The following is a 12,966-nucleotide window of genomic DNA, read 5'->3' on the forward strand; positions in this document are numbered from 1 at the left end:
GGCGGTCAGTCCATCAACCCAAGCGGTAGGGCGGTTGTGTTCTTAATATTTGAGAGTGCGATGGTTGAGTTGACCTCGAGCACCGACGGCAGCTGAGAAAGCGAATTGCGGAAAAATCGTTCGTACGACTCGATGTCTTTTGTCACGACTTTGAGAATGTAATCCACCTGCCCGGTGGTGGTGAAACAGTCCATTACCTCTGGAAATTCCCGAATCGCGTTTTCAAACTGAGGCAATAATTTGCGCCCGTGCGCAGAGAGTTTGATGTGCGCAAAGACCACCACATTGAGACCCAATGCCCGCCGATCGAGCAGGGCGACACGCCGCTGAATAATGCCTTTTTTCTCTAGGCGATTGATTCGTCGCCAGCAGGGCGACTGCGACAAACCGACCTGTTCAGCGATGTCGCTGGCCGACATCGTGGCGTCTTCTTGCAATAGTTCGAGGATCTTGCGATCGGTTTGATCGAGAAGCATAAAAATACGTATCCTTATATGAAATATGCATAGATCATGCAATATATTGGTGAAAAAGTGTAGTAATTGCGCTAATTTTTCCGCAAAATCGCGATAATCTAAGCATTCTAATCTGACCATTTTCGGTCCGGATTCGCGCACTGGGTCACGTCCACCGCAATCGATTTCATCTGTAATGAATTGGTTTGAAACGGGGGAGGACACCCGACTTAATGACCAAATTGAACATGAATGTCCTGAAGGATCGGAGAATCGCATGAATGTGTTTCAACACGCCGAATACGATAATCACGAGCGTATCGTTTTTTGTCACGATGAAGCCTCTGGGCTCAACGCTATTATCGCCATCCATAGCACCACGTTAGGTCCTGCCGCCGGCGGATGTCGTATGTGGCGCTACGCAAACGACGAAGAAGCGCTCACCGATGCGCTCCGTTTGTCGCGGGGCATGAGTTACAAAAATGCGATGGCAGAGATCCGCTTCGGTGGTGGCAAATCAGTGATTATTGGCGACGCACTGCGTGATAAAACAGCGGAGCTGTTTCGTGCATTTGGTCGCGCCGTTGATCAGCAATCGGGGGACTACATAACCGCCGAAGATGTCGGTGTGCGTGTGGCCGATATGGAAGAAGTCGCGACCCAAACTCGATTTGTGAGTGGGTTGAGCCAGCGCGGTTCATCGGCTGGCGGCGATCCGTCACCTTGGACTGCACGTGGCGTATTTGTGGGTATCGGTGAAGCGGTTGCCCATCATCTGGGTGCTGAGTCGCTACAAGGCGTGCGCGTGGCTGTGCAAGGATTGGGCGGAGTGGGCTACCATCTTTGTCGACATTTGCATGAAGCGGGCGCGGTACTCACCGTCGCCGATATCAATGCTGAACGAGCCAACACGGCGAATGATGAGTTCGGTGCACATGTCGTGAATACCGAAGACATCGTGGGAGCAGACGTCGATGTGTTTGCACCCTGCGCACTTGGCGCGGTAATCAATGCGCGCTCCGTTGATGAGCTCAAAGCTACGGTGGTGGCAGGTGCAGCCAACAATCAGCTTGCTACACCGGAAGATGGTGAGCGCCTCCGCAGCGCGAACGTGCTGTATGTACCGGACTACGTTATCAATGCCGGTGGCATCATCAGCGCGGAGGGAGAGTATTACGGAGATAAAAGTGCTGACGATGTCGCAGCGCGAGTCGACGCCATCGGTCCGCGACTGCGTGCGATATTTCTCGAGTCCTCGGCAACCAACACCGGCACGCATGTGATTGCCGATGCACTAGCGGAGAGTAAGATTCGCGAGGGGGCGAGCAAAACGTCTACGCCAGCCCTGGTCGATAAGCTCGCGTCATAAAAATACTGCGATCGAATTAGGCCCTCCGCCCGACTGGGCGTGAGGGCCTTATTTCGTTATGGCAACTCGAAAAGGAAAGAGGTCAGGGTTGCACCGCGAGCGTCTTTGCGCGTCGTAGATGGGCAAGAGCGGCGTGGAAGCGTTTCATCACTGGCATCGCATGCGTCCATAATGACGCGTCTGCGCGTTGGGGATCGATCGTGCTCGACGCGCCGGCAAAACCACGCGGAATTTGACTGAACACTCCGCTGACTTCGAGCGGATCGGCGAAGTGATATTCGTATCCTGGGATACAGAGTTTTTCGTCGACGTTTGCATCGACCGTGTGCACGCCGTAACTCATCAGGTCAATGGCGATAGGCTGCGGTGGAATAATCCAGCTTTGGTTTGGCGCGCGCATAAACAGATATTGAATGCGGCGATTACGCGATGCGATGCGAAAGCGTTCGATATCGCCCCCATACAATTTACTGCGCGATTGGCTCTTATCGATAAGGCCGCGACGAAAATCCGGCTCGTAACCACCAGCGAAGAGCAACGATTTGGGGTCGTGGTCGTCGCTAAACCAGGCGACGGGTTTGTTGTTATGGATTGCCCGTTGGCGGTCCTGCATGGCGCGTTTTCTCGGGGTGGAAAAATCGGCATAGGGGCGCACGCGATCGTCGGGGGCGCTTCGAAGCACAAGCTCGAGCGCCTGGCGATCGGGCCGAGGCCGGGTCGCACGGCGGCTGATGGTGTCCAGCGCGTTTTGAATTTCGAACGGTAAGTTTGTGGTTTCCTCGGCGCTATACCAATGTGTTTCGCCGTTTTCAACCACCGGTTTAATATCGCCTTTGCCGATCCAGTGCTCGGTCTCGGTATTGATGTAGTGTGTCGCCACACGCCATACCAGTGACGAGTCTTTATAAAAAATGCGTGGGTGAAGCGGCCGTCGATGTTCGGGTACCGTCGGTGTTTGCAGCTGAACGTACGCCACGAAGAATCGAAATTGCTGGTCTCGACGTACGTGGGTGACAAAAAAGCGATGGCCATTCAGTGTGACCAAGTGCTTGGGCAAACGCCTGGCAAGCAACGCATCAGGAAAGTTGGCGGCTGAACCTTGCGGTTTAACCGGGCAACCTCGCTCGATAAGGCGCGCAAATCGACGCGAGACTGCGGTTTCCGATTGCGCGTTAGGCGCCTGATCGCTTTGTGGAACCGCGTGCATAGCACTCTCTTAGGCTGAGATGAAGATTCATCCCAAGAGTGTACCGCACTGAGAATCAGGCCTCTCGTCGGGCCTCACTGTTGGCGTCATCGGAATGACGAATTTCAAGCATGCCTTGCTCAACCATTGCGTCGGTGTGATCGCGGAAACTGTAGAACGGATTAATCACGGTCGCGCTCTGTTCTGTAGATGCGATGGATACCCAAGCATTGCGAGTCGCTTTGGCGCGATACATCGCGGTGTCAGCCAGGCTCAAGAGTTGTTCCCAGTCCATCAGGTCGGGTCTGGTGCGGCAAAACGGAAAGCCGGTAATACCGATCGATGCTGTGCTGCGGGTTGCTTGGCCATTACCCACCGAAAACACCGCGTTTTCCATGGCTGCGCGAATACGCTCGGCGAGTACTTCACCCTGACGCAAGTCTGAGTAGCGACCGATGACCAGAAACTCGTCACCGCCCCATCGAATGACCACGTCCGATGAGCGGCAGCACGATTGCAGAAGGTCACGAATTTGCAGCAGCATTTCATCGCCGGCGCTATGGCCGCAGGTGTCATTCACCGGCTTAAAGTTGTCAAGGTCGATCATCATAAAGATGAAGTCTGACTGTTCAGGTGACGAATCAGCCAGTGGTCGCGCGCCGGGATTGGATTGATAGCGTCGACGTACAACGTCGATGTCTTTGGCAATTTCTTCGAAGACAAAGCGACGGTTGCGCAATCCTGTGAGTGGATCGGTGATGCTGGCTTGTAAGAAGCGTTGATTGAGCTGCTTAAGCTCGCCATTACGTGCCGCCAACTCGCGCGTGCGTTCCTGTACGTCTTTTTCGAGTCGACGACGATAGCTGGCTTCGCGCTGTAACTGCTTTTGGTGGATCGACCACGCCAGAGCCGCGGCCCCCATCAGTATCATGAGATAAACGAAGTACGCGACTGGGCTGTTCCAAGGCGCTGGAGAAGTGCTCAGCGTTAACGACATTTCATCCGTTTGCCACACGCCGTCGTTGTTGGCGGCGCGGACCATGAAGCGATAATCGCCCGCATCCAGGTTGGTGTACGTAACGTGACGTTTATTCCCTGCTTCAATCCACTCGGGATCGAACCCTTCGAGTTTGTAGGCGAAACGGTTTTGCGATGGATCGGCAAAATCCAACGCGCTGTATTCGATCGAGAGCACATCGTCTTGATGGCTTAGGTCGAGGGTTCGGGTCAGCCAATGTGGCTTTCCGTTATCGATCGGTTTATTGAGCAGCGATACTTGCGTCAGCACTACTGTTGGAGGCGTGGTGTTGATGCCAAGATCGGATGGGTAAAACGCGTTGAACCCGTTGGCGCCGCCGAAAAACAGCTGGCCGGTAGGGCTGCGGTAGTGGGCACCAAAGTTAAATTCTTCACTTTGCAGACCGTGACTGCGATGAAAGTTGGCGACTTTGTTGGTGGCGGACGAATATTGGGTAATGCCGTAGTTAGTCGACATCCACAGGTCGCCATCGGTGTCAGACTCAATGCCGTAAACGACATTGTTGATGGTCGGGCCGCTGGTCGGAATAAACTGTTCAAAACCGAGTCTTTCGGGGTAAGCCAGATTGCCGATGGCGCGGGTCAGACCGCCACCCTGGGTGCCGACCCACATGACACCATTGATGTCGCGGTGAATCGCATAGATGGTGTCCGCACTGATAGACGTCGGGTCTTTCTGATTGTGTCGATAGTTGTGGAAATAGCCGTTCTCTGGGTCATAGATGCTGAGCCCGCCGCCGTCCGTGCCGATCCAGATGTGACCGTGACGATCCTGCGCGAACGCGGTCGCGCGGGCACTGGCGAGTCCTTCATTGACCGACTGACCAAATGGAAATCGGGTGATTGTGCCGTCGCTCGCCATGCGGTTGGCGCCGCCGCCAAACGTACCGATCCAGATGTTGCCCTCGCGGTCTTCGAATAACGTCATGATGCCGTTGCTCGATAGGCTTGCCGGGTCATTCGGGTCATGTCGGAAGTTGGTCACTTCGCCAGTGTCCAGATTAACTCGATCGACACCCGCTACCATTGTGCCGAGCCACAGCTCGTTGCGGGCGGTAATGAGCATCGACATAATGTGGTTGTCCGAAATAATCGGTGCCGTGTCGGCTTCTTTCGTCAGGAACGCAACGTCGCCTGTGGCGCGATTGATTTTGTTTAGGCCACCCCCAAAGGTGCCTACCCATAAGGTTTTACTGCGATCTTCAGCAAATGAAGTCACGTTGCCGAAACTCAGTCGGTCAGGGGAGAAATGGCCGAATCCCCAGCTCCTGGGGTTCCATTTACTGGCGCCCTTGTTGCGCGTCCCGACCCATAATATGCCCGACCGGTCTTGGTACAACGACATAATGTACGAATCGCTCAGGCTGCCTGGATCGGATCGATCATGTTTGTAATGAAAAAAGCGGTTGCGCTGTCGATCAAACAGGTTCAGACCTTTGTTCGTGCCAATCCAGAGGCGACCTGCGTCGTCCTCAAAAATGCTGCGCACACCGTTGTGGCTGAGGGTACGGTCATCCTCGGCATCATGCTGGAAACGAGCAAACGTTCCGGACTCACGATCAAACCGGTTTAGCCCTGAGTTACGCGTGCCAAACCAGAGCATGCCTTGTCTGTCTTCAAAAATGGCGCGCACTTTGTTGCTGCTGAGCGACTGATTATTGCCGGCTTCGTTACGGAAATTTTCGAATGTGCGCGTAATGGGATCGAAACGACTCAAACCATTATTGGTTGAGATCCAAATGATGCCGCGACTGTCTTGCATCAGTTCGTACACTTCGTCGCTGGCCAGTGAGTTGGGGTCCGCGGCGTCGTGTCGATAATGTTCGGTAATACCCGTCGCTGGGTTGAGCCGATCGAGGCCGGCGCCACTGGTGCCGACCCATACTGAACCGTCCGTGGTGTAGGTTACCGCTCTGACGATATCCTTCGAAATGCTGTTGACGTCCTCCGGGTCGTGGCGGAACGACGTGAAATCATCGGTGGTCGCATTCCAGCGGGCGACACCACCGCCATTCGTGCCGATCCACAGGTTCCCGTGGGCATCTTCGGTCATGTCCCAAATAAAGTCGGCGCCCAACGAGTTGGGATTGCCGGGGTCGCGTTTGTACTGGTGCACGCGATTGCCATCATATCGATTGAGTCCGTTCTCGGTACCAAACCACAAGAACCCCGTTTGATCTTGAAGCATCGCGTTCACGGTACTTTGAGACAGTCCTTCGCCCATTCCCAAGTGTCCGAAGCGCATTGGGTTGCCGACTTCCGCGAAAACCTGCAGACAAAGGGTGGTCGCCAACAACGCGAATGTACGACGCACGCATTGCCGGTGTCGTCGTGAATCCGAGAGGGAAGAGAATATGTTCTTCATGAACGAAGTTCCTGTAGGACGGGTTTTGAGGTTGAGTTGTACAGTTCTAAAAACGCATCTCGTGAGATGGCGGGTGAACAGTAGAAGCCCTGGTACAGATGGCATTTCCAAGACCGCAATAGTTCGTACTGCTCTTTCGATTCGATGCCTTCGGCAATCACGGTGAGATTCATGTTGCGAGCGAGCGATATGAGTGCAGAGGTGATGACCGAATCGGCGCCGTTCTCCAGCGCTCCTGATACGTATGAACGGTCAAGTTTGAGAATATCGATGGGCAGTTTTTTCAGGTAATCGATCGCCGTGTCGCCCGTGCCGAAGTCATCCAATGACAGGCGCACACCGATCGCCTTGAGTTCGTGCAACTGCCGCACAATACGCTGATCGCTACCGATATTTCCGCGCTCGGATATTTCCATTTCGAGCTGAGCCGCATCAAGGCCATGTTCGACGAGCGAACGCTCGAGGGTGCGCACGACGTTGCCGCGTCTGAGCTGCGTGATCGACAGGTTGATGGCCATACGCAGGGCCGTTCCGGTCTGATCCATCCAATAGCGCAAGGCAGCGCAGGATTGTTCGATAACGTAATCGCCGATCTCAACGATGCTGCCGTTCATCTCTGCGACCGGCACAAACTCGCCGGGCGAGATGACGGTGCCGTCTTCGCGGGTCCAACGCAATAAGGCTTCGGCGCCCACAATCTGGTTGTTCCACATGTTGACCAGAGGTTGATAAGCGACTTGCAATTCATCGCGTTTGATCGCTTCGCGCATCCAGGCATCGAGCTGCAGCTGCCGCGCGCTAGAAATCTGGCCCTCTTTATAATGAAACGCAAAACCGCCACCTTTGCGCTTGACGTCGCTCATCGCGCGTTCCGCGCTGCGCATTAATTCGTTTGCGCCGCGTCCGTGTTGTGGGGAAACGGCAGCACCAATGCTGGTGGACAGGTAGATATTGATGTCGCTCAATGCAATCGGTTTGGCGAGCTCGGCAGTCACTAACTTGCGGACTTTTGTGAGGTGGTTTTCGCTCCCATCGTGCGGCACCATCAGCGCGAAACGCACACCGTCAAGTTTCGCCGCACATGCGGCAAGTGTGCTGGGTACGTTGGGTGCGTAGAGATCTGACTTGAGCACCATCAAACGCAGGCGTTCGCCAAGTTGCGCTAATACACGATTGCCCACTTCCCGCCCATGTGTATCGTTGATCAGGTGAAAGCGCTCGACTCCAATATGAAAGACCAACAGCTCGGCTGCTTGACTCATGGCGCCGGCAATTAAGTGGCGAAACTTGTGCGCGGTGGGTAGCTGGGTCAGCGGATCAACGGCTTCGAGTTGCGACAGATGCTGTTTGACGTCCAGCGTACGGCGCTGTTCTTCCTGGATGCGCACTTTGGTGTCGAGCAGTTCGCGCTTAATGGCCGCAAGCTCGACGACTGCTGCGAGGCGTCGACTGGCCACGTTCCAATTGACCGGCTTGCGAATGACATCGGCGACGTTGCTGTCGAGCGCGTGCTGGATTTCGCGTTCATTCGACACAATCGTCATGCAATCAATTTTGCTGTAGGGGATTTCTTCTGAGATGTACTCGTACAGATGCCGGCCATCGTTACAGTAGACGCTGGCTGGACAGATCAACGCAGAAGGCGGTGTGTCGACGCAGTAGCGCGCCGCTTCTTCGGTGTTCTGGATGCTCACACACGTGAGCGATTCTCGAGTCAGCCACTTGCGCGCCCAGTCGGTTTCCACAGGCGTAAAACCGGCGAGCAAGACCACGCCAAGCGAATCCTCAGGAAGGATCTCGCTTGTTGCCTCCGCGTCCCTGTCAGTCAGGCGGATGAGTTCGTTGGTGGGTTTTCTTTCCATAATACGCTGAGTCTCGACTTTGATGACTCGCGCCTCAGCGGTGGCGCTAAAATGATTTATGGAAAGATACGGTGTGTCGGCAGCGCCAACCATCGAACAGTTCCCAAAATCGTCTTTTCCGATACCGCTTAGGACAAATTTGAGGACTGGTTGGCATGTCTTCGGATGGCGTTTGGCCCAGCATGGAGCTGCTGCGCCAATCTATGTAAAATTGCAGCCTCACCAGCCCGAGAGAATGATCGTTATGTCCAATCAATCTGGCGCGTCCATTCCGGATGCGGATCGCGTTGCCGCATTGTTGCGTGGGCGCCGCACTTTGGGTCGATTTGCCGACAAACCGGTCGATCGAGCGTTGCTGCTCGAGGCGATTGAAGTGGCCCGTTGGGCGCCCAATCATCACCTCACAGAACCCTGGCATTTTTATGTGCTTGGCCCGGAGGCGATCTCGACCACCATCGAATGCGTCCGTGCACGTGCGACCGAAGCCAAAGGCGAGGAGATGGGTCGTCGCAAGGCGAAGCGCGCCCAAAACGTACCAGCGTGGGTCGTGGTCACCAGTCGTTTTTCGGATAATGCCATTGTTGAAAAAGAGGATTACGCTGCGACATGCTGTGCCATCCACAACATGGCGCTGTATCTATGGGAGCTGGGTGTCGGTATGAAATGGTGCACCGGTTCTATGGCGCACGGCACGCAGTACGCAGAGGCGCTGGGACTCGATGTGGAGGCCGAATATATCGTTGGGATTTTGCGCATCGGCTATCCGTTGAATCAACCCACACAGAAGCGCAAAGCGGCGATCGACATCACGACGATTATGGACTGATTGTATGTCGAATATCGTTACGCGAATGGCCAGCACAGCCGATACGGATTCACTCGCACGTTTGGCCAAGCAGACCTTCTTGGACGCGTTTGAGAAATTCAACGAACCCCAGAACATTCGCGCCTATGTCAAAAGCGCGTTTAGTCCGTCACAAATCGCCGTCGAATTGCTCGACGAGGACTCTGTTTTTTTCGTCGCTGAACGCGACAGCATGCTGGTGGGTTACGCCAAAATTCGTCAGGGGGAAGTGCCCGCGTGCGTAGCGGCGGCATCACCTGCCGAGCTTCATCGAATCTATGTTGAGCAGAGCGTGCTCGGTACGGGTATCGGACAGATGCTGCTCGATGCCGCCATTGAAACCAGTCGTGCACAACAGCACGATGTGTTGTGGTTGGGCGTGTGGGAGCACAACCTCGACGCAGTGGCCTTCTATGAGCGTTTCGGTTTTGAGCGTGTCGGTGAGCACCCGTTTATGATGGGCGCCGAGCAACAGACCGACTTCATCATGCAGCTAACGCTCTAGTCGACGTTGCTAAGCGCGGCGGCCAAACACGCGTAAGGCCACGAGCAGCAGCGCCATGCCCGCGAGCATCGAAATCCACCAAGGTAAGCCGAAACCAGTAGGGATGGTGCCCACACTGATCGCGACGACACCGACCAGCATGGCGTAGGGGATCTGTGTGCGTACGTGTTCGATGTGGTCGCAGCCGCTGGCGGTTGAGGAGAGCACCGTGGTGTCGGAAATCGGCGAGCAGTGGTCACCCCACACGGCACCGGCAAGATTGCAAGAAACGGCTGAATAGATGATGTGATAGCCCGCCGGATTGTCCGCGCCGTTGACCGTCATAATGGCCCATGCCAGCGGTATGATCAGGGGCATCAAAATGCCCATCGTGCCCCAACTCGTGCCGGTTGAGAACGCGGTGAGGGCCGATACGATAAAGATCGTTGCGGGCACCAGGGCAAGTGGTAGCGTCTCCTCGAGTTTCGATACTAGATACGCGGCCGTACTCAGATCGTTGGTGACGTTTGAAAGTGCCCACGCCAGCACCAGAACCGTCATCGCCAACAGCATGGCGCGCACGCCCCGGTACCAAGCGTCCACGGTTTCATGCACATTCAGTACGCGATAGCCCATGGCAAGAAAAGCAGCCGCCAGCACGCTACAGATTGACGCCCACATTAGCGCTTTATAGGAATCTGCGTTGCCGACGATGTCCCGCAGTGATTCAGTGGTGTCACTCTTGCCCGTTACATATAGCCCGATAAGCAATCCGCCGATGAGCACGAGTATCGGTACGATCGCAATTATCGCGCGTGGCTCGACGCCCGGCTTGGCTTCTATCTCATCGCCTTCAGCCGCGACGGATCCTTCGATCATCGTGGTTTTGACGTTGCCCGCCCGCGCCCGGCGTTCGGCTTTCAGCATGGGACCAAAGTCGCGGCCCGTAACGGCTACCGCGAGCACGAACAGCAGCGCGAAAAACGGATAGAAGCTGTACGCCAACGAGTTGAGAAAAATACTGTAAGCCGCTTCATTGTATTGCGGTAGCTGATCCACAGACTCTTTGATCAGTCCAAGCTGATAGCCGATCCAGGTTGTGATCAGGGCCACCGTTGCTACCGGCGCGGAAGTTGAGTCGACGATATACGCAAGCTTTTCCCGTGAGATATTGAGACGGTCTGTGATGGGGCGGGCGGTATTGCCGACCACCAGCGTGTTGCTGTAGTCGTCGAAGAAGATCACCAGGCCCATGGCCCAGACCGCGACCTGACCCGATATCGCGGTTTTCGCTTTGCGAATAACTGACTGCACAATCGCAGCCATGCCCCCCGAGCGCGAAACGATGCCTACCATGCCGCCGATCATGAATGTGAACAACATGATTTGCGCGTGCGAGCGGTCGGCGAGTGCCTCAGTCACATAGTGCTCAAACGCGTTGAGCAGGCCTTGAAACAAACCCTTTGGGCCAAAACCGATCAATGTTGCTGCACCAATCCAGATGCCGAAAAACAGCGCCGGGATGACACTGCGAAACACTAGTGCCAACAAAATGGCGATGAGTGGCGGCAGTATCGACAGCCAGCCTGGGATGAGTCGGAGCGTTTGGTTTTCGCCCGTCGCACTTTGCGCCACAATCGAGTGGTTGGCGAGCACGTCACCGAAGGTGGTTTTGCCGTTGTCATCGGCTGTCTGCACCCGCGGTTTGTCGTCGACGATCAGGGTGATGGCGCTGCCAGGTTCAACGCCAGAAATCGTAATTTCACTGCCGACCTCTTTGAGCGCAACCTTTGGTGAATCGATGGTCAACGCGTGAGCGCTGGCCGCCACGCACAAACTGAACATCAGCGCATACATTCCCCGCACGATTGTCGCCACCTTGTTCTCCGCCGCTGTTAGACAAAGCCCCATGCTATCACGCTTGCGTGCCCGCGCCGCCTGTGGGGCGTTAAGCGTCTCAGATTCACACGCGGCAGCGCTGCAGGCTGATACACTGGAGAAGTGTTATGGGAACAGTGTGAAGAGCCATGCCTCACTCAATGAAATCCGTGGCGATCACGCGTCGTCGTGAAGCTGACTGCGCGATCGATAACGACCACGTGGCAACCGAAGAGCCGATGGAAGTACGCCTTCGCCATCAAGTGGACGGTAAGTGGACCGAGCGCAGTATCTCGATCACGATGCGTACGCCCGGGAATGATGCGGAACTCGCTGCCGGCTTTTTGTTCACCGAAGGTATTGTGCGTGACGCGTCGGACATCGCGCACGCTGAGCACTGCGGTCCGCCCAACGCCAGCGGCCTGCGCAATGTGGTCAAAGTAACCCTCGCGGAGGGCGTCACGGTCGATGTCGGCAAGCTCATGCGCAATTTTTACACGACGTCCAGTTGTGGCGTGTGCGGCAAAAGCTCGCTCGAGGCGCTCGATGTGGAAACTCGATTCACCATTCCGGCGCCACGACCGATGTTGACCGATGCTGCGCTCATTGATGCCCCAGCGAAACTGCGCGCCACACAGTCTCTGTTTGATTCCACCGGGGGGATCCACGCCTCGGGATTGCTCGATCGCGCCGGTGATTTGCTGGCAGTGCGGGAGGATGTCGGGCGTCATAATGCCCTGGATAAACTCATAGGACACGCCCTGGGGGAGCGGGCCCTGCCTCTGTCGGAATGTGCGGTATTGCTCAGTGGCCGGGCGAGTTTCGAGCTGTTACAGAAGAGTTTGATGGCTGGAGTGCCGATTGTGGCGGCGGTAGGCGCGCCGTCGTCGCTTGCAATAGAGTGCGCGGAAGCAAACAACATGACACTGGTGGGGTTCCTGCGCGGTTCGGGGTTTAATGTCTACTCCGGTCCTGAGCGCATTATGTTTGATCGCTGACCCGAGAACCAACATGACACCGGAGCAGATAAAACAGCGTACAGCTATCATCGTGGAGTCCATGCAGTTTCTGCCGGGTGGGCTACTGCCTATCTTGCATCGCCTGCAGGATCAGCTTGGCTATGTGCCTGAGGAATCGGTGCCCGTGGTGGCTAAAGCGCTTAATCTATCTCGCGCTGAAGTGCACGGTGTAATCAGTTTCTATCATCATTTTCGCCGCACGCCGCCCGGTCGTCGCACCTTGTTTGTGTGTCGTTCGGAAGCGTGTCAGTCGGTCGGTGGGCGCGCTTTGGAGCAGCATGCCAAAGAACGACTCGGCATCGATTGGCATGAAACGACAACGGACGGGAGCGTCACGCTCGAGCCGATTTATTGTCTCGGCAACTGTGCCTGTGCGCCCGCGGTGATGCTCGATGAGCAGGTGGTCGGTCGGGTGACATCCGGACGACTCGACGCGCTGATCGATGACCTCAGCGCAACTGACTGA

General features: G+C 55.7%; 10 protein-coding genes. 5 read left to right on the plus strand and 5 right to left on the minus strand.

Annotation, left to right across the window (positions count from 1 at the left end):
- Positions 1-5 precede the first annotated feature (5 nt).
- Positions 6-482, minus strand: coding sequence for an Lrp/AsnC family transcriptional regulator (locus AAF465_00320; GenBank protein MEM7081171.1), 477 nt, complete (start codon positions 480-482; stop codon positions 6-8).
- Between the two features lie 169 nt (positions 483-651).
- On the opposite strand from AAF465_00320, the gene AAF465_00325 reads away from it, so the two are divergent.
- Positions 652-1,824 carry a Glu/Leu/Phe/Val dehydrogenase dimerization domain-containing protein gene (locus AAF465_00325; GenBank protein ID MEM7081172.1) on the plus strand — a complete coding sequence of 391 codons (1,173 nt, stop codon included), beginning with the start codon at positions 652-654 and terminating at the stop codon, positions 1,822-1,824.
- A gap of 82 nt (positions 1,825-1,906) precedes the next feature.
- Here the strand turns inward: AAF465_00325 and AAF465_00330 are convergent, their stop codons facing one another.
- From AAF465_00330 to AAF465_00340, 3 genes are read right to left on the minus strand one after another with little or no spacing between them, the layout of a single operon-like run.
- Positions 1,907-3,031 (minus strand): hypothetical protein, encoded by a 1,125-nt coding sequence (locus AAF465_00330; GenBank protein ID MEM7081173.1) that lies wholly within the window; start codon positions 3,029-3,031, stop codon positions 1,907-1,909.
- Positions 3,032-3,086: 55 nt separating this feature from the next.
- Positions 3,087-6,413, minus strand: coding sequence for a two-component regulator propeller domain-containing protein (locus AAF465_00335; protein ID MEM7081174.1), 3,327 nt, complete (start codon positions 6,411-6,413; stop codon positions 3,087-3,089).
- The gene (locus AAF465_00340) at positions 6,410-8,368 is read right to left on the minus strand and encodes a bifunctional diguanylate cyclase/phosphodiesterase (protein MEM7081175.1); all 1,959 of its coding nucleotides are present in this window, start codon (positions 8,366-8,368) and stop codon (positions 6,410-6,412) included. The genes AAF465_00335 and AAF465_00340 overlap by 4 nt, the downstream gene beginning before the upstream one ends.
- A gap of 151 nt (positions 8,369-8,519) precedes the next feature.
- Here AAF465_00340 and AAF465_00345 point away from each other — a divergent pair, with 151 nt between their 5' ends.
- Entirely contained in the window at positions 8,520-9,101 is a 582-nt protein-coding gene (locus AAF465_00345; protein MEM7081176.1) for a nitroreductase, read from the plus strand.
- 4 nt (positions 9,102-9,105) lie between these two features.
- A complete protein-coding gene (locus AAF465_00350; protein MEM7081177.1) occupies positions 9,106-9,624 on the plus strand; it encodes a GNAT family N-acetyltransferase in 519 nt (172 codons plus the stop codon).
- A gap of 9 nt (positions 9,625-9,633) precedes the next feature.
- On the opposite strand, the gene AAF465_00355 is transcribed toward AAF465_00350, so the two are convergent.
- Positions 9,634-11,514: a Na+/H+ antiporter NhaC family protein gene (locus tag AAF465_00355; GenBank protein ID MEM7081178.1), complete on the minus strand. Its 1,881-nt coding sequence runs from the start codon at positions 11,512-11,514 to the stop codon at positions 9,634-9,636.
- Positions 11,515-11,630: 116 nt separating this feature from the next.
- Between AAF465_00355 and fdhD the strand changes: the two genes are divergently transcribed.
- Together fdhD and AAF465_00365 are read left to right on the plus strand one after the other, a co-directional pair.
- Positions 11,631-12,479 (plus strand): formate dehydrogenase accessory sulfurtransferase FdhD, encoded by an 849-nt coding sequence (fdhD, locus tag AAF465_00360; GenBank protein ID MEM7081179.1) that lies wholly within the window; start codon positions 11,631-11,633, stop codon positions 12,477-12,479.
- A gap of 13 nt (positions 12,480-12,492) precedes the next feature.
- Positions 12,493-12,966: a formate dehydrogenase subunit gamma gene (locus AAF465_00365; GenBank protein ID MEM7081180.1), complete on the plus strand. Its 474-nt coding sequence runs from the start codon at positions 12,493-12,495 to the stop codon at positions 12,964-12,966.

The sequence above is a fragment of the Pseudomonadota bacterium genome, assembly GCA_039028935.1.
GTDB lineage: Bacteria > Pseudomonadota > Gammaproteobacteria > Steroidobacterales > SZUA-146 > SZUA-146.